Annotated in this window: 19 protein-coding genes and 5 pseudogenes; 18 read left to right on the forward strand and 6 right to left on the reverse strand. The window is 70.3% G+C overall.

Going from position 1 to position 26,915, the window contains the following annotated elements:
* Window positions 1–3: 3 nt before the first annotated feature.
* From BJF83_RS24305 to BJF83_RS24330, 6 genes and pseudogenes are all read left to right on the forward strand, one after another.
* Window positions 4–1,419 carry an AAA family ATPase gene (locus tag BJF83_RS24305; RefSeq protein ID WP_075928149.1) on the forward strand — a complete coding sequence of 472 codons (1,416 nt, stop codon included), beginning with the start codon at window positions 4–6 and terminating at the stop codon, window positions 1,417–1,419.
* A gap of 115 nt (window positions 1,420–1,534) precedes the next feature.
* A pseudogene (locus BJF83_RS24310) lies at window positions 1,535–1,889 on the forward strand (pilus assembly protein).
* Window positions 1,886–2,287: a TadE/TadG family type IV pilus assembly protein gene (locus BJF83_RS24315; protein WP_075928150.1), complete on the forward strand. Its 402-nt coding sequence runs from the start codon at window positions 1,886–1,888 to the stop codon at window positions 2,285–2,287. The pseudogene BJF83_RS24310 and the gene BJF83_RS24315 overlap by 4 nt, the downstream one beginning before the upstream one ends.
* A 59-nt stretch (window positions 2,288–2,346) precedes the next feature.
* Window positions 2,347–3,671, forward strand: a pseudogene (locus BJF83_RS24320) (CpaF family protein).
* A 58-nt stretch (window positions 3,672–3,729) separates the two neighbouring features.
* Window positions 3,730–4,661: pseudogene (locus tag BJF83_RS24325) on the forward strand (type II secretion system F family protein).
* A 13-nt stretch (window positions 4,662–4,674) separates the two neighbouring features.
* A pseudogene (locus BJF83_RS24330) lies at window positions 4,675–5,585 on the forward strand (type II secretion system F family protein).
* A 53-nt stretch (window positions 5,586–5,638) separates the two neighbouring features.
* On the opposite strand, the gene BJF83_RS24335 reads toward BJF83_RS24330, so the two are convergent.
* Entirely contained in the window at window positions 5,639–6,562 is a 924-nt protein-coding gene (locus BJF83_RS24335; protein ID WP_075928151.1) for a nitroreductase/quinone reductase family protein, read from the reverse strand.
* Window positions 6,563–7,024: 462 nt separating this feature from the next.
* Between BJF83_RS24335 and BJF83_RS24340 the strand changes: the two genes are divergently transcribed.
* Both BJF83_RS24340 and BJF83_RS24345 read left to right on the forward strand, forming a co-directional pair.
* Window positions 7,025–8,212: a DUF418 domain-containing protein gene (locus BJF83_RS24340; RefSeq protein WP_262391846.1), complete on the forward strand. Its 1,188-nt coding sequence runs from the start codon at window positions 7,025–7,027 to the stop codon at window positions 8,210–8,212.
* 325 nt (window positions 8,213–8,537) lie between these two features.
* On the forward strand, window positions 8,538–9,203 hold the full coding sequence (locus BJF83_RS24345; protein WP_143832073.1) for a toxin-antitoxin system YwqK family antitoxin: 666 nt from the start codon (window positions 8,538–8,540) through the stop codon (window positions 9,201–9,203).
* A gap of 347 nt (window positions 9,204–9,550) precedes the next feature.
* Here the strand turns inward: BJF83_RS24345 and BJF83_RS24350 are convergent, their stop codons facing one another.
* Entirely contained in the window at window positions 9,551–9,889 is a 339-nt protein-coding gene (locus BJF83_RS24350; protein WP_075928153.1) for a helix-turn-helix transcriptional regulator, read from the reverse strand.
* A 189-nt stretch (window positions 9,890–10,078) separates the two neighbouring features.
* On the opposite strand from BJF83_RS24350, the gene BJF83_RS24355 reads away from it, so the two are divergent.
* The 9 genes from BJF83_RS24355 (at window position 10,079) to BJF83_RS24395 (ending at window position 19,558) form a co-directional block, all read left to right on the forward strand.
* Window positions 10,079–11,092, forward strand: coding sequence for an LLM class flavin-dependent oxidoreductase (locus BJF83_RS24355; RefSeq protein WP_075928154.1), 1,014 nt, complete (start codon window positions 10,079–10,081; stop codon window positions 11,090–11,092).
* A gap of 936 nt (window positions 11,093–12,028) precedes the next feature.
* On the forward strand, window positions 12,029–12,196 hold the full coding sequence (locus BJF83_RS27190; RefSeq protein ID WP_158070452.1) for a hypothetical protein: 168 nt from the start codon (window positions 12,029–12,031) through the stop codon (window positions 12,194–12,196).
* 166 nt (window positions 12,197–12,362) lie between these two features.
* On the forward strand, window positions 12,363–13,337 hold the full coding sequence (locus BJF83_RS28050; RefSeq protein WP_187347212.1) for an OmpA family protein: 975 nt from the start codon (window positions 12,363–12,365) through the stop codon (window positions 13,335–13,337).
* Window positions 13,338–13,403: 66 nt separating this feature from the next.
* Window positions 13,404–13,871, forward strand: a complete 468-nt coding sequence (locus tag BJF83_RS30055; RefSeq protein WP_262391847.1) for a hypothetical protein — start codon at window positions 13,404–13,406, stop codon at window positions 13,869–13,871.
* A 214-nt stretch (window positions 13,872–14,085) separates the two neighbouring features.
* Window positions 14,086–14,481, forward strand: coding sequence for a hypothetical protein (locus BJF83_RS30060; RefSeq protein WP_262391848.1), 396 nt, complete (start codon window positions 14,086–14,088; stop codon window positions 14,479–14,481).
* On the forward strand, window positions 14,462–14,584 hold the full coding sequence (locus BJF83_RS30065) for a hypothetical protein (protein WP_262391849.1): 123 nt from the start codon (window positions 14,462–14,464) through the stop codon (window positions 14,582–14,584). Before BJF83_RS30060 ends, BJF83_RS30065 begins: the two co-directional genes overlap by 20 nt.
* Window positions 14,585–14,857: 273 nt before the next feature.
* Complete coding sequence (locus BJF83_RS24385; protein WP_075928201.1) at window positions 14,858–17,278, forward strand: glycosyltransferase family 4 protein; 2,421 nt, start codon at window positions 14,858–14,860, stop codon at window positions 17,276–17,278.
* A 244-nt stretch (window positions 17,279–17,522) separates the two neighbouring features.
* A complete protein-coding gene (locus BJF83_RS24390; protein WP_075928157.1) occupies window positions 17,523–18,620 on the forward strand; it encodes a pilus assembly protein TadG-related protein in 1,098 nt (365 codons plus the stop codon).
* Between the two features lie 152 nt (window positions 18,621–18,772).
* Window positions 18,773–19,558 (forward strand): endonuclease domain-containing protein, encoded by a 786-nt coding sequence (locus BJF83_RS24395; RefSeq protein WP_262391850.1) that lies wholly within the window; start codon window positions 18,773–18,775, stop codon window positions 19,556–19,558.
* 446 nt (window positions 19,559–20,004) lie between these two features.
* Here the strand turns inward: BJF83_RS24395 and BJF83_RS27720 are convergent, their stop codons facing one another.
* Complete coding sequence (locus BJF83_RS27720; RefSeq protein ID WP_158070453.1) at window positions 20,005–20,226, reverse strand: hypothetical protein; 222 nt, start codon at window positions 20,224–20,226, stop codon at window positions 20,005–20,007.
* 458 nt (window positions 20,227–20,684) lie between these two features.
* On the opposite strand from BJF83_RS27720, the gene BJF83_RS24405 reads away from it, so the two are divergent.
* Window positions 20,685–21,086 (forward strand): hypothetical protein, encoded by a 402-nt coding sequence (locus BJF83_RS24405; RefSeq protein ID WP_075928159.1) that lies wholly within the window; start codon window positions 20,685–20,687, stop codon window positions 21,084–21,086.
* Between the two features lie 245 nt (window positions 21,087–21,331).
* Here the strand turns inward: BJF83_RS24405 and BJF83_RS24410 are convergent, their stop codons facing one another.
* The 3 genes and pseudogenes from BJF83_RS24410 to BJF83_RS24420 all read right to left on the reverse strand — a co-directional run bounded on the left by BJF83_RS24410 (window position 21,332) and on the right by BJF83_RS24420 (window position 26,755).
* Window positions 21,332–22,402, reverse strand: a complete 1,071-nt coding sequence (locus BJF83_RS24410; protein ID WP_075928160.1) for a polysaccharide lyase family 1 protein — start codon at window positions 22,400–22,402, stop codon at window positions 21,332–21,334.
* 347 nt (window positions 22,403–22,749) lie between these two features.
* Complete coding sequence (locus BJF83_RS24415; protein ID WP_075928161.1) at window positions 22,750–24,477, reverse strand: ABC transporter family substrate-binding protein; 1,728 nt, start codon at window positions 24,475–24,477, stop codon at window positions 22,750–22,752.
* 71 nt (window positions 24,478–24,548) lie between these two features.
* Window positions 24,549–26,755, reverse strand: a pseudogene (locus BJF83_RS24420) (dipeptide ABC transporter ATP-binding protein).
* Window positions 26,756–26,915: the final 160 nt, after the last annotated feature.

Raw genomic sequence — 26,915 nt, forward strand, 5'->3', positions numbered from 1 at the left:
ACGTTGAACTTCCGAGTTCTGGCCGGGATGCCCAACTCCGAGGCGGAGATGGTCCTGGCCGCGCGCTTCGAGGAACTGGCCACCGCCGATCTGGTGGCCTCCCGCCCCACCACGTCCGCCCTGATGGACGCCGCCGGCGAGTTCCCCGAAGTCGACGTCGTGCTTGTCCACCAGGACCTGGGGCCGGCGCCGGTGTTCGACGCGATTCGGGACCTGTCCCACCGCCATCCCCAACTGGCGATCCTGCTCGTGTCCACCACCATGGACCCCGACACGTTCACCGGCGCCATGGAGGCCGGAGCGCGCGGCGTGCTCGCCGAGGACGCCGGTATCGCCGAACTGGAGGCCCGCGTGGCCAGGGCCGCCGAGTGGTCGCGGACGCTCCGCCGCCACCTGGAGTCGGCCACCCTCGACCTGCCCGCCTCGGGCGTGCGCGGCCGCATCCTCACGGTCAGCGGGGCCAAGGGCGGGGTGGGCACGACCACGTGCGCGGTGCACCTGTCGATGGCGGCCGCCGGAGCGGGACGGGTGGTCTGCCTGGTCGACCTCGACCTCCAGACCGGCGACCTGCCCGCCTTCCTCAACCTGCGGCACCGGCGCTCGATCAGCGACCTGGTCGAGGCCGGGGACGACATCAGCCCGGGCATGCTGTCGGAGACCCTGTACGTGGACCCGCGCGGCCCGCACGTGCTGCTCGCCCCCGAGCACGGGGAGCGGGGCGAGGACGCCGACGCCCGAGCCACCCGACGGATCCTGTCGGCCCTGCGGTCCCGCTACGAACTGGTGATCGTGGACTGCGGGTCGACCATGAACGAGGCCACGGCCATGGCGGTGGAACTGGCCGACACCGCCGTGGTCACCGTCACCCCGGACGTCCCCGCGATGCGCGGCGCCCAGCGACTGATGGCGATGTGGGATCGTCTGCAGATCCGCACACAGGACTCGGTGTTCTGCCTGGTCACCCGGCACAGCCGCAGGAACGAGGTGCAGCCGGACTTCCTGCGGCAGCTCATGGGCACACGGGTTCTGCGCACCCCCGTCCCGGCCAACTACCGCGCGCTGGAACCGGGCGAGAACAACGGCGACCCGACCAAGGTCACCGACGAGGCGCTGCGCAGGGCCTTCGCGCGCCTGGCCGGAGAACTGAACCTGCTCAACGCCCCTGACCAGGGAACAGGGGGCGGCAAGGGCACGGTCTCGGCCGTCCAGTCCGGCGGGGTGGGCGCCCCCGCGCGCTCGGCCGCCGCCCGGGGCGGCTCACCCTCCACCCGCGACGTGTCCGGCTTCCTCAACGCCACCGCGCCCGAGAGCGCGCGCTCCACGTCCAACGGACACCCGGGAACGCCGCCGGGGCCGTCGTTGAAGGACTACCGGCCAGGCTCCGGGGTGCCCGGAGGATCGGGTGGGTTCCGTGAGTGACGGGCCCGTCATCCGACAGGACGGCCCGCGGGACCGGCGCCGGGCGGAGGCCGGTGCGCTCCCTCGACGGAGCACGCGGCGCCGTGCGCGCCGAGGCGATCACGGCGGCGTCATCGTGGAGTTCGCCGCCGTCGTTCCGTTCCTCATGTTGGCGCTGGCCTGGTGTGGCAGGTGCTGCTGCTCGGGATCACCTCCATGTACGCCTCGCACGGCGCGGCCGAGGCCGCCCGTCAGGCGGCGGTGACCCCCGACGACCTCGAACGCATCGACGCGGAGGCCAGGCGGCGGGTCCAGTCCCCGTGGAACGGCGAGGACGTGCTCACCGTGGCCGTCGTCGAGCGCGACGCGCCCGGTACGCCCAGGTCACCATGGCGATGCCGTTGTTCCTGCCGGGCACGGACGGCCCCTGGGACGTCACCGCCGAATCCCGGGTCGTGACCGAGGTCGAGCCCATGGGGGTGACACCGTGATCCGGACGTCCGCGCGGGCACGGCGCCTCGCACTGGGCGACCGCCCCCGCCGCGACTCCGATCGGGGCGGACCGCTCCTGGAGTTCGCCGCGATGTTCCCGATCCTGCTCCTGGTCTGCGTCATGGCGATCGAGGCGTTCCTGGCCTTCGTCGCGGTCGAGCGGCTGGAGTCGGCCGCCCGCGCCGGGGCGCGCGTGGCCGGCGCCGAACAGCTGGCCGGGGCCGAACAGGCGGCCCGCGCGGCCCTGCCGACGTGGCTGGACGACGCGACGATCACCAGCGGCGCCAACGACAGCGACGGCTACTACGTGGAGGTCTCCCACCCGATCCCGATCGTGTTCTCGTCCGCGGGGTTCGACCTGACGCTCACCCGCCGCGTGGACATGCCCAATGTCTGACTCGAACCCGGCACGCGGCCGCTCCGCCGCACGGGTCCCCAGGGAAGGAGTGCAGAGCCGTGGGCCTGAAGGACCGGCTTGAGGAGGACCGCGCCAACGAAGGGCGCGGCGACCGCGGGAGCGTGACGCACTGGCGGCGACGCCTGTTGGAGGAGATCAACCTGGAGGACCTCACCCGGCTGACGCTGGCCCAGCGCCGCGTGCGGCTGGAGAAGGTCGTCGGGCACATCCTCTCCCGTGAGGGGCCGGTGTTGTCCGACCGCGAGCGGTCACTGCTCATCCGGAGGGTGGTCGACGAGGCGCTCGGTCTGGGCGTGCTCGAACCGCTGCTGGCGGACGAAACCGTCACCGAGATCATGGTCAACGGCCCGGACCACGTGTTCATCGAGCGCGCTGGCCGGATGCAGCGGGTCGACGCCGCGTTCAACGGCGAGGAGCAGCTGTACCAGACCATCGACCGGATCGTCTCCCTGGTCAACCGGAGGGTGGACGAGTCCTCTCCGATGGTGGACGCGCGTCTGCCCACCGGCGAGCGGGTGAACGTGATCATCCCGCCGCTGTCGCTGTCCGGCCCCATCCTGACCATCCGCCGGTTCCCCAAGCCCTACCCGATCGACGAACTGGTCAGATGGGGAGTCTGGACGCGGCCACCGGCATCCTGCTGTCCGCGATGGTCCGGGCGCGGTTCAACATCGTGGTGTCGGGGGGCACCGGGACCGGGAAGACGACCTTCCTCAACGCCATGTCGGCGTTCGTGCCGACCAGCGAGCGCATCGTCACCATCGAGGACTCGGCCGAGCTCCAACTGATGCAGGACCACGTCGTGCGTCTGGAGTCGCGTCCCCCCAACATCGAGGGCAGGGGCCAGATCAGCATCCGCGACCTGGTCCGCAACGCCCTGCGGATGCGGCCGGACCGGATCATCGTTGGCGAGGTCCGCGGCGCGGAGACCATCGACATGCTCCAGGCGATGAACACCGGCCACGACGGGTCACTGGTCACCGTGCACGCCAACTCGGCCGACGACGCGATCCACCGCCTCCAGACCCTGGCGACCCTGGGTGAGGGGCTGGTCCCCTACGAGGCGATTCGCGACCAGATCAACGACGCCGTGGACGCCATCGTGCACCTGGGCCGGTGGCCGGACGGATCGCGCCGGGTCAACGAGGTGTCCGTGGTCTCCTCCCGAAGGCGCGAGGAGTTCCGGTTGGACACCGTGATGAAGTTCGAGGCGCTGCCGATGGCCGCCAACCGGGCGGTCGAGGGCGAGTTCCGGCACCTGCCGCTGCCCCGGCACGTCGCAGGGCGGATCTACCAGGTGGGCGAGAGCGTCCCGGCCGCGTTCGGCGTGGTACCGGAGGACCGACCCAGGGGCGAGCGGTGAGCCGCCCCGCGCCGCCCGACGGGGCGCGAGCGTTCCGTCCACTCCGAAGGGAGCCCCGGTGACCTGGCAGTTCCTGGCCATTCTCGGTGGCCTGGTCATCGTGCTCGCACTGGCGATGTGGGCGCTGTGGGAGTTCGTGGCCAGCGCGAAGACGCGGCGGTTGATCGCCGCGCGCAGCGCGCTGGCCCAGGCCGAGTACGAGGCGTCCACGCCGTCGGCGCGGTTGGACCTGGCGATCCACCGCACGCAGTGGGGCGCCCGGCTGTACCGGCGGATCAACCGTTCCGGCGCGCAGGTGCGGCTGTCGACCTTCGTGGTCGCCCTCGTGGGCGGCTCGCTGCTCGCCGTGGTCGTGGTCTGGCAGGTGCTGGCCCCCGTGCTGGGACTGCTCGCGGCTGGCGGCGTGGCATTCCTGTTCTTCTCCTACCTGAACCGGGCCGAGGCCAAGCGGCGCGAGGAGTTCACCGCGCAACTGCCGACGTGGCACGGGTGCTGGGCAACGCCACCTCGGCGGGGCTGGCGCTGCCGACGGCGGTGTCGATGGCCGCGGAGGAGCTGGACGGCCCCGCGGGTGAGGAGCTGGGCCGCATGGCCGAGTCGATGAAGGTGGGCGCGAGCTTCGAGGAGGCGGTCGCCGAGCTGCGCGAGCGGATGCCGTCGCGGGAGCTCGGAGTGCTCCTGTCGACGCTGGTCGTGGCGTCCCGTTCCGGTGGCTCGCTGGTCACGGCGCTGCGCAACATCTCCAGCACGCTGGAGAACCGCAAGGAGACGCGGCGCGAGGTGCGGACCATTCTCAGCGAGACGACGAGCACGGTCTGGGCGCTGGGGTTCATGTCGGTGGGCGCCCTGTTCATGATCAACGCCATCGAACCCGGGATCCTGCGGACGATGACCACCTCCCCCTCGGGGGTGGCGGTGTTGCTGGTGGTGGCCGCCCTGTACACCGTGGGCTTCCTCCTGGTCGCCCGGATCACCAAATTCGACCTGTAGAGAGGCGTGTCCGATGAGTGGCGTGTACTCCCTGGTGCCCTTCGCCGCGGCGCTGGTGTCGACGCTCGTGGTGCTGACGGCCTGCTACGGCGCCTACCTCACGTTGTCCCACACCCGGGTCCGGGTGGACGACCCCGCCGCGCTGCCACCGCGCACCCGGTCGGACCGGACGTTCGTCCTGCACCGGATCACCGAGCGATCGGACGGCCGTTCGCCCGGTCGGTGCTGATCTGGCTGGGCGAGCGGCGACGCGCGGCGATCAACGAGCGGATCGACGCGGCGGGCCGTCCCGAGGGCCTCACGGTGCAACGCTACGTCCGGCGCAAGATCGGCGAGGTGGCGCTGTACGGGGGAGTCGGCGTGCTCATGCTGCTGTCGGGCAACGCGCTGATGGCGGTGATCGTGGCCGCGTTCGCCGGGCTGACCGACCTCAACCTGTACCTGGAGGGGCAGGAACGCTCGGACCGTGTGCAGTCCCAGTTGCCGGACTTCCTGGACGTGCTCGCGGTGACGGTGAGCGCGGGGATGTCCTTCCGGGCGGCGTTGGCGCGGGTCGCCGAGTCGATGCCGGGTGTGCTGTCCGAGGAGTTCTCGCTGGCGCTCCAGCAGATGGAGCTGGGAACCTCTCGCCGGGAGGCGTTCGAGGCCCTGCGCAAACGCAACCGCAACGAGTCGCTGAGCAAGTTCGTGACCGCGATCCAGCAGGCGGAGGAGCTGGGCGCCCCGCTCAGCGACACCCTGGTGGACATCAGTCAGGACATGCGCAGGGCCGACGCGCAGTACATGCGGCGCAAGGCGCAGCGGATGAACCCCAGGGTGACGATGGTGACCGCGGTGACGCTGCTGCCGGGCCTGCTGATCCTCGTCGTGGGCTCCATGTTCCTGGGCACCGAGGTCAACCTCGGCGCGATCCTGGGCGGGTGACCGCGTCCCCCGAAGCGACGCGGGGGACGCGGTCACCGGGCCAGGCCCCGCGGTCACCCCCCGGCGGGGGCCGTCGGCGGGAACGGGATGGCCGCCAGGGTCGGGAACAGCTCGGACTCCTCGTAGTCCAGGTGCGCTTCCAGCTCCTCGGCCATCCGGTCCAGGTCGGTGCGCAGCCGCACGGGGTCGGCCGTGGACAGGTCGCGGAGCAGGTCCTGGAGTTCACCGCGCAGACGGTTGACCGTACGGTGCTCGGCCCTCAGCCGCCCCAGCACGCCCGCGAGGTCGGGGTCCTGCTTCTCCAGGTGGGGGAACATGAACTCCTCGCCGTCGTGGTGGAAGCTGAGGGACTCGCAGAAGGCCAGGCAGTGCTGGCGCAGCTGGAGGTTGAGTCCGAGTGGCGCGGTCCCCTCGGCCCCGGCGTCCCGATCAGCCAGGTAGGCCTCCGCCTCGGACCTGACGTGGTCGAGCTGTGAACGCAACCAGGTGTGCACCTCGACGAGTTTGTCGGCGAGGGTGGCGACCCCGCCCCCGACGTGGTGGCGTTCCAGCGAGACGAGCGGGATCACCCGATCGGTTCTCGCCTGGTAATCGCCGTATCCCGGGACCCGTTCGACGACCTCGGTGAACACCCGGTCCCGTTCGCCGCCCTCCAAGGGGACGGCGACCGCGCCGAACTCCCGCGTGCCCAACTCCACGCGCACCATCGGATGGGAGAGCAGGTTGTGGAACCAGTCGGGGTGGCGGTCGGCGCCGGCCGCCGAGCCGACGACGAACAGGCGGCCACCGAGACGTACGTACCCCAGCGGGGTGGTGTGCTCGCGGCCGGAGCGCGCGCCGACGGTGGTCAGGAGCAGCAGGTCGCCGCCCTCGAACATGCCGCCGACACGGCCGCCGTTGGCGCGGAACTCCGCCACGACGGGAAGGTTGAAATCGCTGACGTGGGGTTCGGGTCGGACGTGGGGGTTCTGTGGCATACGAATCTCCTTCGACGATGGTGGTGTGGGGCGACCATCCCCGGAGGCGTCCTCGGCGGCCGCGAGCGCGGGCGGCGGGCGGGGCCGTCCACGGCCTGGAGCACCCGTGCGGCGGACGGGGCCGGGAGGGCATGACAGGAGTCCGGGCAGGCCGGTGACGGTTCGGGGCGGTCGCGAGGGTCGACGTCAGGGGCGTGGCGGTGGCCTACGCCGACGGGACGGACCTCAGACGCTGGACGCGCGGTGTGCTCTGCTCACGGCTGGCTCCCCAGGACTCGCGGCGCCTCCATACCGCCCGACCGGCCCACTTCTCTTGATCGGGGGCACGCGGCACCGCGGGCAGCCTACCGGAGACGCAGGGGTAGGGCCAGCCCTACGGGAAAGGGTCGCCCGGGCGGGATGGGACGCCGCCGCCTCGCTCCGTAGCGTTCTCCAGGAACGATTCGAGCGGAAGGAAAGCTTATGGACCGCCCCCCTCCGGATGTCCGGACGCCACCCGCGCCGACCCGTGTGCTCGCCCCCGACATCGCCCGCGGCTTCATGCTGTTGTTCATCGCGTTGGCGAACGCCCAGTTCTTCCTCACCGGCTCCGACCTGGTGCGGTCGGCCGCCGACCAGGCGGTGGCGGTGGTGCAGGGCGTGGCGGTGAACGGACGCGCGATCCCCCTCTTCGCGTTCGTGTTCGGGTACGGCCTGACGCAGATCCTGTCCCGGGTGCGCGGCGCCGGCGGCGGCTGGGTCCAGGCGCGGGTTTTGCTGCGTCGGCGCGGCTGGGTGCTGCTGGCGATCGGTTTCGCGCACGCCGCCCTGTTCCTGCCCGTGGACATCGTCGGCACGTACGGACTGACCGCGCTGGTCTTCGTCGGACTGCTCCGGGCGAGGGACTCGGTGCTGCTGTGGACCGCGGGGCTGACCGCCGCCCTCGCGACCGCCGGCACGGCGGCGTTGGCGCTCCTGCTGTCGTCGGGCGGGGACGGAACCTCGGCCGCTCCCCCGTCCCTGACCCAGGAATCGTTCTGGGTCGCCGCCGGTGAACGGCTCCAGGAGTGGCTGCTCTACACGCCGTTCACGATGCTGCTGGACACGTTGCCGATGGTCCTGGTCGGCATGTGGGCGGCGCGGCGCCGCGTGTTGGAGGATCCCGGCGCGCACCTCGGCCCGTTGGCGCGCACGGCCGTGGTCGGGCTCGGGATCGCGGTGGTCGTCGGACTCCCGGACGCCCTGGTGACCGCGCGGTTGCTTCCGGCTCCGTCACCGGTCACCGCGGTGACGCTCGCGGTGACCCATGACGCCGCAGGTTGGGCGGGCGGGCTGGGGTGGGCGTGCGTGATCGCCCTGGCCGCGTGGCGGATCGGCGAACGTCGCGGCCCGGTCGTGTCCGCCGTGGCCGCTGTCGGCCAGCGCTCGCTCAGCTGCTATCTGCTCCAGTCCGTGGTGTTCACGCTGGTCTTCGCGCCCTACGGCCTGGGCCTGGGCGCGACACTGAACCTCACGGGAGCCGCGGTGGTGGCCGTGGGAACGTGGCTCGGAACCGTGGTTCTGGCGGGGGCCTGCACCGGTCCGGCAGGCGCGGTCCCGCCGAGGTGCTGCTGCGGCGTCTGGCCTACGCGCGCACGGCGCACGTCCCCAGTCGGTGAACACCACGGGTGAGGGGGTCGGTGGAGGACGGGTGGACCGTCGTGATCGCAGGTGCTTGTCCTGCTCGACCGGACCCGCCCGCTCGTTGCCGGTCCCCCGGGCGTGCGAACCGAGCACGGTCGGCCCATCCGACCTCGGCGACCGTGCTCCGGCCCGCCGATGCCGCGTCCGCGGATGAGGCCGATCTCGATCAGCGCTCCGCAGACCGCGGGCACCTCACGGCGAATCGGCCCCGCCTCCGTTCCCTCTGACACATAATGGCGAACGGAGGCGGATCCGCGGCGGGCCCTCCACCGCCGGGGCCGTGCCGTCCCTTGGCGCCAGGAGAGGAGCGCGCGTGAGGAGGGTCACGTCGGACCAGACGGGTGTGGACGAACACGGCACCATCACGTACGAGGGCGTGCCCTTCACCGGCGAGTCGATCTGCACCGGAGCGGGCGGCCGGCTGGAGGAACTGGTCACCTACCGCGACGGCCGCGAGCACGGACCGTGGCTGGAATGGTACCCGGACGGCACGCCACGTGCGCAGGGCGAGTGCCACCATGAGCGCGGGGTGGTCAACCTGTGGCGTGAGTGGCACGCGAACGGCCGGATCTCCCTGGAGGAGGTGCGCACCCCCGAGGGCCACCTGGCCACCAGCCGGGAGTGGGACGACGCGGGCTCCCTGATCCGGGACACGTTCTGCGCCCACTCGTCCGGCGGCGCGGCCAGGGTGCCCGGGGACGACCTGGAAGAGGGGCCCGACGGCGTGCTCGTCGCGGGCGTCCCGTTCACCGGCGAGGCGTTCGCGACCGACGCCGCCGGCATGGTCGTCGCCTTCACGTGCTACGTCGACGGCGCGGTGCGGGGTCCGCGGTACACCTGGCATCCCAACGGCGTGATCCGGTCCGAGGAGCACGTGCGCGCGGGGTCGGCGGTCAGCGGGCGGCGACGCTGGGGGCCCGACGGGGTGCGCGTCCGCGAGGAGGAGACCGCCGGACCGGCGGCCCCGGACCACGGGTGAGTCGCCCGCGCCCCGCGACCGCGCCTCGGGCGCTCGGGCGCCCCCGACAGCACCGGGCCGTGGAGATACCGGGCCCACGACGAGAACGCCAGAAAGGCCAGGGTCCCGAACGTACGACAGGACGCCGAGGACGGTCGCCTCGGTGACCTCAGCCGGGTCCTGGAGGACGAGTCGCACCACGAGCGAGAATTCGACCACGGAGCACGCACGGGGTTGGCCGGTACCGGTGACCCACCCCGTATGGACGCCGTGTACGGGCACCAGCGGCGATTGACGCACGCGATCCCGAACCCGACCAGTTGCTGGGACTTGGTTCCACAGCGAAGCCGAGACTCTCCTGACACGCCTCACGGCGCCTGGTGGCCGCCGTTCCACGCGTCCCGACAGGCGAGCACACACTCCAGCAAACCGGGAAACCTGCCCTCCAACTCCTCCTCGCGCAGGGAGACGAAGCACCGCGTGCCCTCGGTTCGGCTCTGGACGACCCCGGCGTTGCGCAGGATCTTCAGGTGATGGCTCAGCGTCGACTGGGCGATCGGCAGGTCGATGTCCTTCCACGCCCGTTCGCCCTCCATCGCCGCGAGCATGCGCACGATCCGCAGGCGGGTCGGTTCCGCGAGCGCCGACAGGACCGTGACCAGCTCCACGTCCTCGACGGCCGGATGCGTGTGCTCCCTGGGCGCCAAGGCACACCTCCTCGTGCTGACCCGGCGGCGGCCGGACGGGATGTGGATCGCGGTCAGGAATGAGTGTAGCTTCGATATTCGATGTTCGTCGAACATCGAATGTGCACGCCCGTCGGGCTCGGACCACCCGGTCCCCCGCACGGGCCACCGCCGCAGGAACCGCTCGCTCACCGGGGGAAGAGGGCCGCCATGTCCACAGTCGCGCTGTCCGTGCTCGACCACGCCACGATCATCGAGGGCTCCAACCCCGGGGACTCGCTGCGCTCCGCGCGGGAGCTCGCCCAACATCTGGAGACCTGGGGTTACACGCGGTTCTGGCTGTCCGAGCACCACAACATGCGCGCCATCGCGAGCGCGGCAACCTCGGTCGCGCTCGGGTTCGTCGCCGAGGGCACGTCCACGATCCGCGTCGGCGCGGGCGGGGTCATGCTCCCCAACCACTCCCCGCTGGTGATCGCCGAGCAGTTCGGAACACTGGAGTCCCTGTACCCCGGACGGATCGACCTCGGCCTGGGCCGAGCTCCGGGAACCGACCCCCGTACCATGCGTGCGCTGCGCCGCGACCGGACCACCTCGTCCACCTTCCCCAGCGACGTCCAGGAGCTGCGCGCCTACTTCGAACCGACCGAGCCGGGCCAGCCCGTCCGCGCGGTACCGGGAGAGGGGCTGCGCGTGCCGCTGTGGATCCTGGGCTCAAGCCTCTTCGGCGCCCAGCTCGCCGCGCAGCTCGGCCTGCCGTACGCGTTCGCTTCCCACTTCGCGCCGGACGCCCTGTACGAAGCGCTCAGGGCCTACCGGACGGACTTTCGCCCCTCCGAACAGGCGGGCGAGCCGTACGCGATGGCGGGGGTGAACGTGGTCGTCGCCGACACCGACGCGGAGGCGCGGCGCCTGTTCACCTCGATGCAGCAGCAGTTCCTCGGCATCGTGCGCGGCGACCGGGGTCTGCTCCGCCCGCCGGTGGAGAGCCTGGACACGCTCTGGCGGCCGGGCGAGAAGGAGCGCGTCGACGGGACACTGCGCTACTCGTTCGTGGGGTCACCGGAGACCGTGCTCGCGGGACTGGAGCGGTTCCTCGCCGACACCGGGGTGGACGAACTGATGGTGTCGACGATGATCCACGACCAGAAGGCGCGGCTTCGGTCGTACGAGGCCTTGGCGGACATGTTCGACCTGGAGGGGCCCGGCGTGGACCTGGTCTGACCACGAAGGAGGGCACGCACGGCCGGGTCGGTACGGGTGGCCGGTCCCAGGCCCGGGAACGGGTCAACCGCCTCCGCCGCCGTCACCACCGCCGAGGCCGTCCGAATCGCCGCCTCCGCCGTCACCTCCGAACCCGCCTCCGCCCGGCCCGGTCCCGAACCCGCCTCCCCGTCCGTCGCCCGCCGAGCTCGACGACCCCTGGCACAGCTCCGCGAACGAACACAGGTCGCGGAGGTCGTGGGTCCGCGAGGAAGCGTCCACGGTCAGGGACGGGACAGCGTCGACGGGAGAGGACCGGAGGACCGCCAAGCGCCGCGGGCTGACCCGCGTGCGCCCCGCCGGAGAGGACGGCCGCCGTCGTCATCGGAAGGATTTCGCCACCGTCGACCACGCCCCTTGCCTTCCTCGTCCGGAGTGGACCCGCCGTGGGGACGAGGGCCGGCCAGGACATCCACCACCAGGAACGTGGTCGTGCGCGAAGGTGGGGTGGTCGTCCGCCTTCGCCCATGGCGCTCGACGAGACCGCGTGCGATCATGGTCACCCGCTGAGCACTCATCGTGACCCCGGACGGCAGGAACGTGATCGAGTCCCGACGCGCGCCCCGGCGCGACACCAGGCGGCAACCAGCCTGTGGACGGTGTGTGTCCGTGACCGACCGGGGGAATCATGAACGCACGTGGCCACATCCGGCCAGGGGCCGCGCCCGCACCCGGTCATGTGCCGGATAGTGGGATTGGGTGAGTGGGCATGCCGCACACGAACCCCCGGTAGCCCCGTGCGATCCGTCGTTCCCCAACGAGCAAGAGACCACGCCGACGTGGTGCACAAGACCCTCTCCCCTAGGAGCCACCTCCATGAGCAGTCTGACGAAGCTCTGGGTAGTCCTCAGTACCCGAACCTGCCCATCCCCTCGGAGGAACGACCGCGGTGGCGGAATGGTCGAGTACGCCGCCATCATCATCCTCGTCGCGGCGATCGCGACTGCGGTCTACCAGCTCGGACTGGCCGGTCGGATCAGCGACGGAATCGGCGGAGCGATCATGGGAGTCCTTCAGGGTTCACCGGACGCCCCGCTGGTCCAGCCCGCCGAGACGACCCCCTGATTCCAAGCGATAAGACCTGCTTCCGTCGCACTGAGACTCAGCCCCAACGATGATGTTGACAAAATACGTCAAACAAGGCGGGAAGATGCCGATGCCCGTGACTCGTGGTTCTCACATCGGCCGCGTTCGATCAAACCTCCGATCGGGTTTGATTATTACTCTGACGATGCTCCTGACCGCTGGCTGCGTGGTCGGTTCGGATACGGCCACCCAGGACACCGAAGAACGATGGCCAGGCCAAAACTCAGCCAGCCCATCAATTCCCACAGACGGCAATGCGAGATCAGAAGTCGTTGCGAGTAGTTCAACCTCATCCACTGTGATCGACCACCATTTTCAGCTTGACGTGTACGCATTGGAAAACGTCGGAGATGAATTACTGAGACTTCGTCTCGGCGCGACGAATAATTCCGAACGCAGCTTTCCCCTTAACAGCGGCCTTGGCGATCCTGACAACCCACAGTCCGCGACAGGAATCACCTTGCTCGACATGGAATCGAGAAAACGCCATCTCAATTTCCAGCAGAGCGACGGATCGTGTTTCTGTTCTCCAACCAGCGGGAACATCCCCAGCGGTGAGACCTTGGAAATGTGGATCATCTACCCACAGCCACCAGCGGGAGTGGATTCCATGACGATCACCACTCCGCTGACCCCGCCTCTCTTGGACGTACCGATCAGCGAGTCCGCCGATAGAATCGAAAATCCCGGTCTCAGCGAGCCGAGAATCATCGACATCATCAACATCAGCGACAACTTGGAGGATCAGACTGGTCGAACTGAGAGCTCCGATGAGGTCAGCATTCTCCTTTCGTCCGATGTCCTCTTCGGGACTAACAGTGCGGAACTCAACTCAACAACTGAGGAGATCCTGCAACAGGTAGCCCGTGAGATCGACGATGCTGACGCCGATGTCGTGAGTGTCGACGGACACGCCGACAACACTGGCAACGAAACGGTGAACTTGCCACTGTCGCGGGAACGCGCCGAGGCTGTTGAATCCGCTTTGAGTGAACTCGTCACAAACGACGGAGTAACCTTTGACATCGAGGGCCATGGGTCCAGCGACCCCATCGCCAGCAACGAAACCGATGAGGGCCGTGAAAGAAACCGTAGAGTCAGCGTTACTTTCGAAAAGTAGGGGCGCACAGTGAAGTCAATTTTTCGATGCCTCGGACTTTTCGGAATTTCGACACTCCTACCCTTCATGACATCCGCTGGAGCAGGCGCGAGCACGATCCTGGTTTCCGATAGTCTAGATTCCCTGGGAATGGGGACTGGAAATTCCAATGCATCCGCTTCACTGCTCGCAGAAATTCATCAGGCAGATCGAAATGAAGCAGGAAATCTGCTGTCCGTGATCTGGAGCATCGAGAACTCTGGAAGCAGTCAAGCATCACTTCTGTGGCTGCGCGACCGATCCTACACATACGCTGGACAGAATTTCGCCGGCGTCACCGCGACGAGCCCGGAAACCGGCACCAGATACCATCCGGTCATGGACGGCGAGGGCGCTTGCCTGTGCTCCGGAAGCACATCGAACGACCTTGTCCAAATACTGAACCCGGGTGAACAGGTCGCCTACTGGTCTCTCTTCTCGGTTCCCACCGACCTCGACAGCGTGACGGTGGAGATCCCGAACTTCGATCCGATCGAGGACATCCCCATCTCCTGAACCCCTTCCCCACGGCCCCACCCCACGACTGGAGACGGCGTTGCCCACTCCCCTCGGCCCCGCGCTCGGGGACACCCGGCGGCCCACCCCCACCGGACCGCCCCGGCGGTCCGATGACCGCAACGGCCCACCGCGCGTGCGGAGCCGTCTGCGTGCCCTCTTCGGCGCTGCGCGCCCGCCACACGGGCCCGGCGGCGATCGGGGAGCCGCGTTCGTGGAGCTCGCGGCGGTCACCCTCCTGGTCGCGGCGATCGTCCTCGCCGTCTACCAACTGGAGCTGAGCCGGACCTTCAACGAGGCCGTCCGGCAGATGGTGTGCCTGGTCGAAGGGCCCGGCTGCGGTGACGAGACCTGGGTGGAGGACCAACGTCCGCAGGAGCCCGGCCAGTACGAGTGGACCGGCGACTCCTCCAACTCCATCGACAATCAGGCGATCGGTCTGAGCCAGGCGGAGAACCAGGGGTGGACCGGCCAGGAGTGGGACTGCCTGGACAACCTGTGTCCAACGTCTCCGGTTGGGACCACACGCTCGTCCACCCCGACACCGGCGCGTCGGCATCCCCGGGTTCCTCGCCGGCCAGCACGGTGCGATGCCGCCGGAGTTCACTGAGAGCGCGTCCGCACAGATCGCGTGGGGCATCGCCTACATCGACCGGTACCACGAGACCCCCTGCAACGCGTGGAGCTACTGGGAGGGCACCGGCTCGTACTGACGGCCGCCGGGCCGCGCGCCTGCCCTCGCGTCCTCCTCTCGACCGCACCCGCCGTCTGGGTGAGAGCGGTGTGAATGGGCCGCAAAGGGCCGCCAGTGCTCGGCAAACCTTTCGGCACGTCTACAGAAAACACTTAATTCGTCACAAATACCCCCATAACCTGATCTTTCACCCGCCCGTCAGCCGCGGCCGGGTCCTGTTTACGCGTCCAAGGAAGTGCCCGAAACCGCGACGGCGGAGAGCGGTGGGGGCACGGAGATCTCGGGGGAAGCGGTGAAGATCGCCTATCTGATCAACGACATGTACGGCATCGGTGGCACCGTCCGCACGGTCGCCAACCAGGCCGCGACGCTGTCCGTGCGGCACGAGGTCGAGATCGTCTCGGTGTTCAGGCACCGCGCCGAACCCGTCCTGCCCGTCCCCGCCCAGGTGCGTCTGCGGCCCCTCGTCGACGTGCGCCAGCACTCCGGCGCCACGGGGGTCGGCGGACGTCCGCTGTACGAGGGGTCGGAGAGGGCCGGTCTGCCCCCGCTGCTGTTCCCCCCGGAGGACGCCCGCGGAGCCGCCCACAGCCGGCTCACCGACGACCGGCTCGAAGAGTTCCTCGCCACCACCGACGCCGACGTCGTGGTGGGCACCCGCCCCGGTCTCAACGTCGCGATCGCCCGCGCGGCCCCGTCCCACGTGGCCAAGGTCGGCCAGGAGCACCTGACCTACGAACAGCACTCGCTTCCGCTGCGACGGGTCATGGAGCTTGAGTACCCGAACCTGGACGCCTTCGTGACCGTCACCGAGGCCGACGCGCGCACCTACGGCGTCCGCATGCCGCTGCCCGGGGTCGAGGTCCTGTCCATCCCCAATGCCGTGCCCGCCCCGCACTTCACCGCCGACGGCCACGACTCGCGCACGATCGTCGCCGCGGGCCGACTGGCTCCCAGCAAACGCCACGACCTGCTGGTGCAGGCCTTCTCCATGGTCTGCGACGATCACCCCGGCTGGACACTGCGCATCTACGGGCGCGGCGGTCTGCGCGACACCCTGGCCCAGCTCGTGGGTTCGCTGGGCCTGCAGGACCGCGTGTGGCTGATGGGACCGCACCCGAGGGTCGAGGAGGCGTGGGCACAGGGGGCGTTCGCCGCGGCGACCTCCAGCGAGGAGCCGTTCGGGATGACGATCGTGGAGGCGATGCGGTCGGGGCTCCCGGTCGTGAGCACCGACTGCCCGCACGGCCCCGCAGCCATCATCCGCCACGGTGAGGACGGAATCCTGGTGCCGAACCGGTCCGTCCAGGGCATCGCGCAGGGCCTGGCGGAGCTCATGGCCGACGACGGGCTGCGAGAACGGATGTCCCGTGCCGCGCTGGCCGACTCGGTCCGGTTCGATCCGGCCAACGTGGTGCGCGAGCACGAGCGCCTGTTCGCCCGCCTGTCCGGGGAACGGCTGCCCGCCGCGTCCCTGGTGCCCTCCCCCCGACCCGAGCCCCCAGCCGCGTGCCTTGTGCGGGCGTCCGCGGCGGACGGGCGCGCGGTGCTGTCCTTCACGCACCCGCCGGAGCGGCTGGTGTTGGAGCGGCCTGGCGAACGTGTGACGCTGGCCCCGGACGAGGACGGGAACGTCGTGGTGGACGCCGACGCCGACCGTCTGGCGGCGCGCACCTGGGACGTGATCCGCGTGGACGGCGGGAAGGAAGCTCCCCTCCTCGACCTGGAGATCCGCCAGGACGGGTACCCGCTGTCCGCCGGTGACGTGGAGCGCCTGTGCCTGGTGCTCCCCGACCGGTCGTCGAAGGGGCGGCTCGTCCTCCACGTGCGACGGGCGGCACGGCACGCCGAGGTCGAGCACGTGGAGGTCGCAGACGAGCTGATCACCGTGCAGGGAAGGGTCGTCGGACGCCGGGGCGCCGACGCCCGCGCCCGGCTCGCGGTGCGCAACCGGGCGGCGCCCAGGATCCTTCGGGAGTTCTCGGCCCCGGTGGCGGCCGACGGGCGCTTCACCGGTGTCATCGACCCGGAGACGGTGGTACGCGGGCGGCACGGCGAGCCGGAGACGTGGGAGCTGCGCCTGGTGCTGTCGGACGGGTCCGAGCACACGGTGGGGCGCCACCTGACGGGGGTGGCGGGCTACCGGGGGATCATCCAGTACCCCGCGCACCACGTGGCGGCCCGTCGCGGGTACGGCTCGCGGGTGCGCCCCTACTACACGGTCAACGACCGGTTGGGGCTGCGCACGTCGCCCGCCGCACCGGCCCTGGGCGTGGACGAGGTCCGGGTGCGCCCCGCGGGCCGGCGCCGGGAGCTGCTGCGGTTCGACGTCCGTCTGGACACGGCGCCGCCCGAGGGCATGGAGTGCGCGGTGGAGGTCGTGCGCGGCACCGACGCGGGCCAGCGGTTCCCCCTGCACGAGACGGCGGCCTCCTCCGGGGGCAGGCTCGTCGGGAGCCTGCCGTTGTTGGACCGCGCCGAGTACGGTGCGGTCTCGGGGCTACGGGCCGTCTGGCAGCTCAGGCTGTTGATGGGACCGTCGGGTGGGCTGGGACGCGTGGGGGCGCGGTCGATTCCGCAGCGAACCGTGCGCCGCTGGCGCCGCGGGCCGTTCATCAGGTCGGTGACCGTGGGGCCCCAGGGCGGCGGAGATCTCATTGTCACCGTGGCCGACGTGCACGTGATGGAGGCGATCGACCGCCGTCTGCGCTGATCAGCCGTTCCTGAGGCAGTCCGCTCGCACCCGGGTCACCGCTCGGAGCGGGCGGACCCTCGTGCGCGCTCCTCCGCCCGGCCCGAGCGGGCCGGGGCACGGCCGTCCACAGACCCTACCGATCACTGACAGGGACGGATAAGCTACGCGGGAGGTTCGCCCTACCCCGGGACGCCTCCGCGACCGAACCGCCCCGGTCTCACCGCGCCCGCGGTGCGGGACCCCTCCCCCACGGAAATCAGTCATGCGACTGCGACGGACCTCCGCGAGCGCGGCTCCCCCCGTGCGACGCTCCCGCCACCTCCAGGGCCGCGATGACCGCGGTCAGGCCAACGTCCTGCTCATCTTCGGCCTCACCCTGGCCCTGCTCGCGCTGACTCTGCTGTTCGTGCGGGTCGGCGCGGCCAACGACTCGCGCTCCCAGACCCAGACCGCCGCGGACGCGGCGGCGCTCGCGGCCGCCAGCGCGCTCCAGGACAGCGCGGCCGAGGACCTCCTGGCGGGCGAGTACCCGATGCCGTGGTTCGACGAGGAGATCGCCGAGGCACGCGCCGACGAGTACGCGCGTGCCAACGGGGCGGTGCTCACCGACATCCGCGCCAGCGACAACTCCATGGGGCGCAGCGGCAACATCATCCGGGTGGAGGTGCGCGGCGCCCTGTGCCAACGGGAGTTGGAGGAGGACGGTTCCAGGGCGTGGAACGACGTGGTGTGCGACGGTTCGGAGGAGGAGTCCGAGACGACCGTGGGCAACGCAGCGGCGATCGCGATCGTCGAGCCGCCGTACGAGTGTTCCCGGGTCGACGGAAGGGTCTCGTGCGGCGGGAACTCCCCCGGCGACGTCGACCAGGCCCGGGCGCTGATCGACGTCCACCTCGTCGACCGGGAGGGCCAGTTCAGGTTCGACCCCACCATCGCCTACTCCGGAGGAGCCATCGTGGACTGCCCCTCGTTGGGTCAGCTGCATCCGACCATGTGCGCCGTGCACGAGACGCTCCAGGAGGAGTTCGGCGGCTTCTACCTGACGGCGGGGGGCAGGCGCAACGAACCCGGCAGCGACCACGGCCAGGGGATGGCGGTCGACTACATGATGTCCGGGCTCGGCTCGACGCCCACACCCGAGATGCACGCCACGGCGATCACGGTGATCAACTGGGTCATCCAGAACGCGCAGGCCCTCGGAGTCAAGGGGCTCATCTACGACCACCACATCTGGAACGCCTCCCGGGACGCGGTGGGACCGTGGGAGCAGGTCAGGCGGTTCCACCAGGACTCGGGAAACAACACCCAGGACCACGTCGACCACATCCACCTGGCGGCGGGTCCGGGGCGCATGCTCTGACGTCCGGTCGTCCACAGGTTCGGATCGGGCCTTGTCCGCCACGGCCTCACCCCCGAACCTGGAGGTATGACACAACGTGACGAGCCGCTCCCCGACCGTTCCCTCCTGCTGCGCACCCTGCGCCCCGTCCTGGCGCTGATCTCCGCGGACGCGTGACGTGCGACGTCACGGCCGCCTACGTGTGGGGGGTCGACCTTGTTCCGCGCGGGGCCAGGGTCACCGGGACCCGCCTGCACGTGGCCGTGCCCCGGGGCGTCGCGGGCGTCGGGCGCCACGCGGTCATCCCCCACCGCGAACCGGTCCCGGAGGGGGACCGCGACCTGGTGGAGGGCGTCCGGGTCACCACGCCGGCCCGAACCGCCTGCGACGTCGCTGCCCGCGCGCCCTCGCTGTTCGTGGCCACGGCGCGGCTGGACGCCTTCCTGGGGAGAGGTCTGGTGGGCCGAGCCGAGCTGCGCGAGGCCGCGCACCGTCCCAGACCCCGGGTCCATCACGACCGCCTGCTGTCGGCGTCGCGGCTGTGTTCGGCACACAGCCAGTCCCCCGCAGAGACCTTCCTCCGGGTCCTCCTGGACCTGGCCCGGCTGCCCGCCGCCACCCCGCAGTGCCCGGTTCCGACCACCGAGGGGACGTTCCGCGCCGACCTGGGCTGGCCCGAGTACCGGGTGGCGCTGGAGTACGACAGCGCCGAACACCACTCCGTCCGAACCGCGCTGCTCCGGGACGAGTGGCGGCACGCGGTGATGCGCGACCAGGGCTGGCGGGTGCTCTCGGTCCGCGCCCACGACCTGCGTCGGAGTCCGGACGGCCTGCTCTTGCGGATCGCGGGAGAACTCGCCGCGCGCGGCTGGCGTTGCACGGAGGAACAGAGACATCACGTTCAGCGGACCATCCGGCGGTACGGGCGAAGGTCCCCGCCTCTGTTCGGGGGAGGGTGAACCGTGCGGCGCGCGCACAGCGAGAAGACGGGTGGGTTCACGGAGCCCGCGCGCGGCCAGGTGATCGTGCGTCTCGCGCGTCCGGTGACGGGCCCGAGCACGGGGCGCGCGGCACGGTTGGGCACCAACCCCGAGCACGGCTGGCCGAAAGGCCCGACCGAGACGCGGCCGCAAGCGGCCAGTCCCGCGGCGCCGAGGGCGATCGACCACCGGAGCGGGGCAGGCCCAGTGCCGGTCCCGGGCAGGAACGGAGGCATGCACGTGTGCGGAAACGCCACGAGAGTCGTTCCAGACCCGTATCTTCGGTGTTCTCGACCGCCTACCCAGAGCACGAACCGGTCGCGGAACGTTTCGTTTCGTGGCAGCGGGCAGCCCTCCCATCCGTGCCACCATCGAACAGAACAACGAGTCACCCCATCGAACAGCACGTACGCACGACCCCGGCGTCAGGCGACGACGGTCCGCAGCAACCCCCGCGGCCGCACCGGCCGTTCACCGAACCGCAGAAACGAGGCCGAGCCCGTGTCGATGTCGATACCGGACACCTCACCAGTCGAGGACGTTCCGGAACAGGAACCGCCCCTGGCCGGGGCGCGCCCGAACTGGTGGGTGTCCCTGGCCGTGGTCCTGGTCTGCCTCGTGGTGGTGGCGACCGGTTGGGTGGTCACCAAGCTCGCGGTGGGCGACGGATCGCGTTCCCGCGACCTCGCCGACGGGACGGGGCCCATCACCGTCGCGTCGGCGCCGTCCGTCGAGGGCGTGGACCCCGAAAACGCCAGTGCCTTCGTCGGCGTGTCCGCGGATCTCGTGGAGAACGCGTCCACGTTCCGGATCACCTTCTCCGTGTACGAGATCCAGAACGCGGATCGGTCAGGCGACGGGGGGACGCACCCGGGCGAACCGGCCGGCCAGGAGGGTTCGGCGCCCGGGAGTCGGACGGCGTCGGGGAGCCCGGTGACGGGGATGCCGCGGGGCCGTACGACGCGGGTGGCCCCGGCTCGGTTCCCGACGCCGATGTGGCCCGGTCCCCTCTGGGTGAAGGGCACGTGTCTTCGACGCCAGGAAGAACCCGAAGTTCGAGCACGTCTTTCGCACCCCCGACGGAGCGCGGGTCGACCGCTACCAGATGAGCGCCGACCAGCTGGTGATGACCGCCGACGTCGGAGTGCCCGGACTGGTCGTGCTGGACCCGCCCGAAGAGGCCGACCGGTACCTGTGCTCCAACGATTTCGCCACCGCTCACCTGCGCGCGGTACTGTCCACCTCCACCGACCTGATGTTCGTCGAACGGGATCGGGTGGAGCTGAGCGGCGCGGAGGAGTCGGTCGCCCACGACGCGTACCTGTACACCGGAACCTTCACCTCCCTGCGGGGCGGCTATGACACCGCGACGGGCGACAACACGCTCACCTCGGTGACGGGCACGGAGTTCCGACTGTGGATCGACGAGCTGGGGTACCCGCGAAGACTCGTCCTGCGGTCACGTGACGGGATCGGTGAGACCCACGAGTTCCACTCGTTCGGCTGACACTCCCCGCCAGTGCCACGGGTCGCGGCGTCCATCGGCGGTGCGTCACAGCCGTTCGACGGACAACTGGGCCCGGTGCCAGCTCGGCGCCAGGACACGCTGCACGTCGGCGACTGATCCCCCTCGTCCCGTCCACGCCCCCGACGCAATACCGGACCGAGCCGCCCAGCACGGCCCACCGGGCACCGGACGTTCGATCGGCGCCGGCACCAGGGCGGACCGGACCACGCACGCGCTCAGTCGCGTCAGTCGACGCCCGCGCCCTCGATGACCAGGTCGGGGATGGTGACGGTGTCGTCCGGCTCATACGTGTAGGGCGGATCCGGCACCTGGCCGCGCAGCTCGGGCTGTTCGGAGTCGACGAGCAGGTTGTCCCTGGTGACCAGGTTGCCGGGCTCCTCCTCCCCACTCGACGCCGAAAGGGTCGTGCCCTCGAAGTAGTTGCCCTCCACCAGGACGTTGGCGTCGAGGAGCGAGGTCACCCCGTACTCACCGTTGTCACGGAAGTAGTTGTTGAACACGTGCACGTGTTCGGCGTTGCGAGCGCTCGGGTTTCGGGCGGAGGTTCCGTCGAAGAAGTTGTGGTGCAGCGTGACGCGGAGCGCCCCCGTCTCATCGTCCTCGCCCCCGATGTCCACGGCCGCCTCCGCGTCGCGGAAATGGTTCCAGGACAGCGTGACGCGGTCGGCCCCTTCGGTGACCGACACCAGCGCGTCCCCACCGCCGTCCGTGAAGGTGCAGTGGTCCACCCACACGTGCCGAGCCCCGCCCCGAACGGTCACCGCGGCCCCCTCGACGGTCATCTCCAGATTGGCCAGGACGACGTTGGCGGACCCGTCGACGACCAGTCGACCGCCGGTCAGCACGGCGCCTGCGCCCACGCCCACGAGTGTCTTGTCCGAACCGACCTCCATAGATCCGCCCAGGTCGATCTCCCCGGTCACCTCGATGGTCAGGGGTTCCTCGGCCGTCAGGAGATCGGCCAGTTCGTCAGCGCCGGAGGCGGTGACCGTCTCCCCCTCGGCTCCCCCGGTGACACCGGGTATCCCGTCTCCACCCGCGGCCAACGGCTGGGCGGCCCAGCCCACGGCGGTGCGGACCGGCTCCGCTTCCCCGGTCTCCCGCGGTGAACTGGACTCGTCCGCGTCGTCGGACGCGGACGATCCGGACGCGGATCCGCTGGCGTCCTGGTCGGCGGCCGCGCCGACGGGGGGTTCAAGGGCGTCCTGGGCAGGTTCCTCGTCGCTCGCGCAGGAGGCGAGCACAGCGCACATGAGCGCCGCCGCACACGCGGTGGCAAAGGGATGAAGTCTCATCGAGGGCTTTCCAACGAACGGAACCGGGGGGTGTCTCGGACGTGAAGAGACTGTCACAGCCCGCCCGGGAGTCCCAACCCGAGGCCCGGCATGGAGGCACGAGTTCCGCACCGGGCTTGGCCCTGCGGACCGGTGCCGTTGGCCGCACTCCCCAACCCCGCGCCTGGCCCTGCCCACCGTCCGGCGTACCGCATGGGCCGACACCGGGAACCCACGCAGCCCGTGTCAACGCGCGCGCCGCCACCGGTGCGCCACACACGCCCCCGACCGCGCGCGCACACCGGCGGGCGCCGACCCCTCGCGGGGGCCGACACCCGGGTGTTCACCGTCTCCTGGCGGTCACGGACCTACTCGGCGAGCCAGCCGATGTCCTCGTAGACGTAACTGGAGGCCAGACCGAACTCACCCCAGTTGCGCAGGTTCTCATCCATGACGTAGAGACCGGGACGCTCGAACATCGGGATGGTCAGAACCTCCTCCCAGACGGCCGCGTCGAGTTCGTTGGCGATCTCGGCGTACCGGTCCGGGTCGGTCGCGGCCTGGAGCTCGTCGAACAGGTCGTTGATCTCCGGGGTGGAGTGGAAGCTGAGGTTGTTGCCCCAGTCCGCGTCCTCACCCTCCCCGCTCACCGGGCCGCCGTAGTTGCCCGAGGAGTCCCCGGCGTAGGGGTTGGCGCCGACGAGCACGAAGGTGGCCAGCTCGTAATTGCCGGGAACGATGTACTCGGGGAACAGCGCGTTTCCGGGCACCTGCTGAACGTCGACCTCGACACCGACCTCGGCGAGCATCTCGCGGCCGATGTCGGCCTCGTTCTGTGCCAGGGTGAAGTCGTCGGAGGCCACCCAGGTCAGTGTCAGGGTGTCGCCGTCCTCGTTGGTGCGGAACTCCGCGCCCTCCTCCAGGGTCCACCCGGCCTCGTCGAGCAGCTCCCTCGCGCGCTCGGGATCGTAGCCGCCCAGTTCACCGCTGTTGTCCCCGAAGCCGTACTGGGTCGAGCGGAGCAGGCGGTTGACCTGGCCAGTGATCGGCCACTCGATCGGTCCGAGCGCGGCCTCGGCGAGCGTTTCGGTGTTGATGCCGAGCGCCAGAGCCTGGCGAACGCGCACGTCCTCCAGCTCCGGGCTGCCGGCGTTGACCGAGACGAACCGGTGACCGTGGTTGACGGCGCGGGTGAAGTAGGCGCCATTGCCCTCGCGATCACGCAGCAGCTCGTAGCCCGCGGCGTCGTAGCCCAGGTAGAAGCCGTCGATCTCACCGTTGTCGAAAGCGGTCGCGGTGGCGTCGATCGCCAGGGAGTCGAAGATGATCCGGTCCAGCTTGGCGGGCTCGCCCCACCAGTCCCCGTCGCGGTTCACGGTGATCCGCTCGGTGGTGGCGTCGAACTCCACGTCGCCGAACGGGCCCGCGGTGACCGGGTAGTCGTTGAAGTATCCCTCCTCGAAGAGTTCCTCTTCCTCCATGTACTCCGCCGGGTACAGCGGGGAGAACAGGGACGGCCACTCCGCGTAGGGCTCGGCGAAGACCAGTGTGAACGAGTACTCGTCGTCGCCTTCGACGAACTCCTCGACCAGGTCGTACCCCGTGGTGGAGCCGATCTCGAACTCGCCCTCGCGCTGGCCCGACCAGGTGAGGTACTGGGCCTCGTAGTCGGCCGAGGTGATCGGCTCGCCGTCGGACCACACCGCGTCCGGGTTCAGCTGGTAGGCGACTTCGAGGCCGTCCTCGCTGACCTGGGCGTCCTGAACGAACTCGGTGATCGGCTCGGGCAGGCCCTCGGCGTCCCAACGGAACGCGTTCGGCAGGACCGCGCTGGAGATCCGCCGCACGTCGGCCAGGTTGCCCTGTGTGTGCGCCATGTTGTGCTGCTCGTAGTAGCCGCTGATGGCCCAGACGAAGTCCCCGCCGTCCTCCAGGTCCTCCCTGGGAGCCGGGTTGAGGTCCTGGGCGGGCAGCGCGGCCAGGTCCTCCTGTGCCTGCTCGGTGTCGTTCTCGGCGTCCGCGCCTCCGCCGCACGCGCTGGCGAGCATCACCAGGGCGGCGACGGGGGCGAGGTGACGTGCCTTCCCGATTCGCATGGGGATCTTCCTCTCAGGGGTGATAGTGCCAGCGCGCGGGGCGGCGCTGGCCGTGCCGTGTCGGGCCGCCGTCAGACGACCTGCCGCCCCTCGGCGAAGTGGCAGGCAGCCCCCTGGTCACCACCGTTGGTGGGCAGGATCCGCGGCTCGACTGTCATGCACTGCTCCTGTTCGTTCGCGGAGAGTGTGATGAACTTCTGGCACCTGTCCGGAACCTGCAGCCCGTGGGGGGGTTGGCGGGGCTGGGCAGGTCTCCGTCCAAGACGATGTGCGTGCGTGCGCGTTCCTTCTCCGGATCGGGGATGGGGATGGCGGACAGCAGCGCCTGGGTGTAGGGGTGCGAGGGCCGGGTGTAGATCGAGTGCGTGTCGCCGATCTCCACGATCCGGCCCAGGTACATGACGGCGACGCGGTCGGCGATGTGCCGCACCACGGACAGGTCGTGCGCCACGAACAGGTAGGCGAGGCCGAGTCTGGCCTGGAGCTCCTCCAGGAGGTTGACCACGCCCGCCTGGATGGACACGTCCAGGGCGGAGACCGGCTCGTCCAGGACCAGCAGTTTGGGCTCCAGGGCCAGGGCACGGGCGATACCGACACGCTGGCGCTGGCCGCCGGAGAACTCGGCGGGGAAGCGCGTGGCGTGCTCGGTGTTGAGGCCGACCAGGTCGATGAGTTCGTACACCCGCCGGGTGACCTCGGACGGGGACTCGCCGTGCGTGCGCAGCGGTTCGGCGATGATGTCGAAGACCGGCATCCGCGGGTCGAGGGAGCTCATCGGGTCCTGGAACACGATCTGCATGTCCCGCCGCAGGGCGAACCGGGCGGACCGGCTCAGTCCGGCGGTGTTCTGACCCATGACCTCGATCGTGCCGCCCTGTGGCCGCTCCAGCCCCATGATCTGCATGAGTGTGGAGGACTTGCCGCAGCCGGACTCGCCGACCAGGGCGAGGGTCTCGCCCTCGCGGATGTCGAAGTCGATCCCGTCGACGGCGTAGACGGTGCCCACACGACGCCGGAACACGGTGCCCTTGGTGAGCGGATGGTGCTTGATCAGCTCCGCCACCCGCAGCATCTCGGCCCGGTCGTCCCGGCGCACGGCGGAGACGGGGGTGTCGGGGATCTCCGGCACCGGGTAGATGTCCCGGGCCGTCCACGCGTTCTCGGCGATCTCCCCCGAGCGCACGCACGCCGACCGCTGCACCCCCGTGTCGTGGACGTCGTCGGCGGCGGAGGCGGGGGCGGGCGTTCCGTCGTGGACGGCGCGGATGAACTCCGCGGAGGGCTGGTCGCCGATCGGCAGGAGGTCGGGTTCGGCCAGTTCGCACTCGGGCTGGGCGATCGGGCACCGGGGCGCGAAGGGGCAGCCGGGTGGCAGGTCCGACAGCGAGGGCGGGGTCCCCTGGATGGGGACGAGCGCGCCCTGCCGGTCCAGGTCCATCCGGGGCACCGCGCCCAGGAGGCCCATGGTGTACGGCATCCGGCTGCTGTAGTAGATCTCGTCGACGGCGCCCATCTCGACGGGGCGGCCCGCGTACATGACCAGGACGCGGTCGACGAACCCCGCGACGACGCCGAGGTCGTGGGTGATCATCACGATGGCGGCGCCGGTCTCCCGCTGGGCGGTGCGCAGCAGTTCCAGGATCTGCGCCTGGATGGTCACGTCCAGGGCGGTCGTGGGCTCGTCGCAGATGATGACGTCGGGGTCGTTGGCCATCGCCATGGCGATCATGACGCGCTGGCGCATACCGCCGGAGAACTCGTGCGGGAACGAGCGGTACCGCTGCTCGGGGTTGGGGATGCCGACGAGTTCGAGCAGCTCGACCGCCCGCGCCCGCGCCCTGGCCCTGGATGTCTTGGGGTCGTGGACGAGCACGGCCTCGGCGAGTTGGTCGCCGACCGTGTACACGGGTGTGAGGCCGGACAGGGGGTCCTGGAAGACCATGGAGATGACCCGGCCGCGTTTGCGTGCCATGGCACGGTCGTCCAGCCCGAGGATCTCCTCGCCGTGCAGGCGGACCGACCCGGTGATCCTCGCGTGGTCGGGCAGCAGGCCCATCGCGGCCATGGAGGACACGGACTTGCCTGAGCCGGACTCGCCGACGATGCCCAGCACTTCGCCGCGGCTGATCGCGTAGCTGACGCCGCGGACGGCGTACACGTCGGTGGTGTCGTTCAGGCCGGGGAAGGTGACGGTGAGGTCGGTGACCTCCAGGACGGGGGCGTCGTCGCCGCGCCCGGTGCTCGGGGCGTCGGTGGTCGTCACGGTGTCAGTGCTCATGTGTGTCGCCCCCAGGACGTGTTCCGTGGATGCCGTCCGTCACGAGCGGCGCATCCAGTGGTGCTGACGCGAGGCCGACGAAGGAGTCAGCCCGGGTTTGGCTGTCGACTGGTGGGAACGCGGCGGGAGTGCCGCTGGCACCAGGTGTGGTCGGGCGAGT

Origin of the sequence: Nocardiopsis sp. CNR-923 (assembly GCF_001942255.1) — a bacterium.
Lineage (GTDB): Bacteria > Actinomycetota > Actinomycetes > Streptosporangiales > Streptosporangiaceae > Nocardiopsis.

What these genes read in the sequence shown, in the direction of transcription:
- BJF83_RS24410 (WP_075928160.1), bottom strand. Translation starts at nt 22,402, where the DNA reads ATGAGACTTCATCCCTTTGCCACCGCGTGTGCGGCGGCGCTCATGTGC.
- BJF83_RS30065 (WP_262391849.1), top strand. Translation starts at nt 14,462, where the DNA reads ATGCCGCCGGAGTTCACTGAGAGCGCGTCCGCACAGATCGCGTGGGGC.
- BJF83_RS24415 (WP_075928161.1), bottom strand. Translation starts at nt 24,477, where the DNA reads ATGCGAATCGGGAAGGCACGTCACCTCGCCCCCGTCGCCGCCCTGGTG.
- BJF83_RS24355 (WP_075928154.1), top strand. Translation starts at nt 10,079, where the DNA reads ATGTCCACAGTCGCGCTGTCCGTGCTCGACCACGCCACGATCATCGAG.
- BJF83_RS30055 (WP_262391847.1), top strand. Translation starts at nt 13,404, where the DNA reads ATGACATCCGCTGGAGCAGGCGCGAGCACGATCCTGGTTTCCGATAGT.
- BJF83_RS24390 (WP_075928157.1), top strand. Translation starts at nt 17,523, where the DNA reads ATGCGACTGCGACGGACCTCCGCGAGCGCGGCTCCCCCCGTGCGACGC.
- BJF83_RS24340 (WP_262391846.1), top strand. Translation starts at nt 7,025, where the DNA reads ATGGACCGCCCCCCTCCGGATGTCCGGACGCCACCCGCGCCGACCCGT.
- BJF83_RS24405 (WP_075928159.1), top strand. Translation starts at nt 20,685, where the DNA reads ATGAGCGCCGACCAGCTGGTGATGACCGCCGACGTCGGAGTGCCCGGA.
- BJF83_RS27190 (WP_158070452.1), top strand. Translation starts at nt 12,029, where the DNA reads ATGGTCGAGTACGCCGCCATCATCATCCTCGTCGCGGCGATCGCGACT.
- BJF83_RS28050 (WP_187347212.1), top strand. Translation starts at nt 12,363, where the DNA reads ATGCTCCTGACCGCTGGCTGCGTGGTCGGTTCGGATACGGCCACCCAG.
- BJF83_RS24335 (WP_075928151.1), bottom strand. Translation starts at nt 6,562, where the DNA reads ATGCCACAGAACCCCCACGTCCGACCCGAACCCCACGTCAGCGATTTC.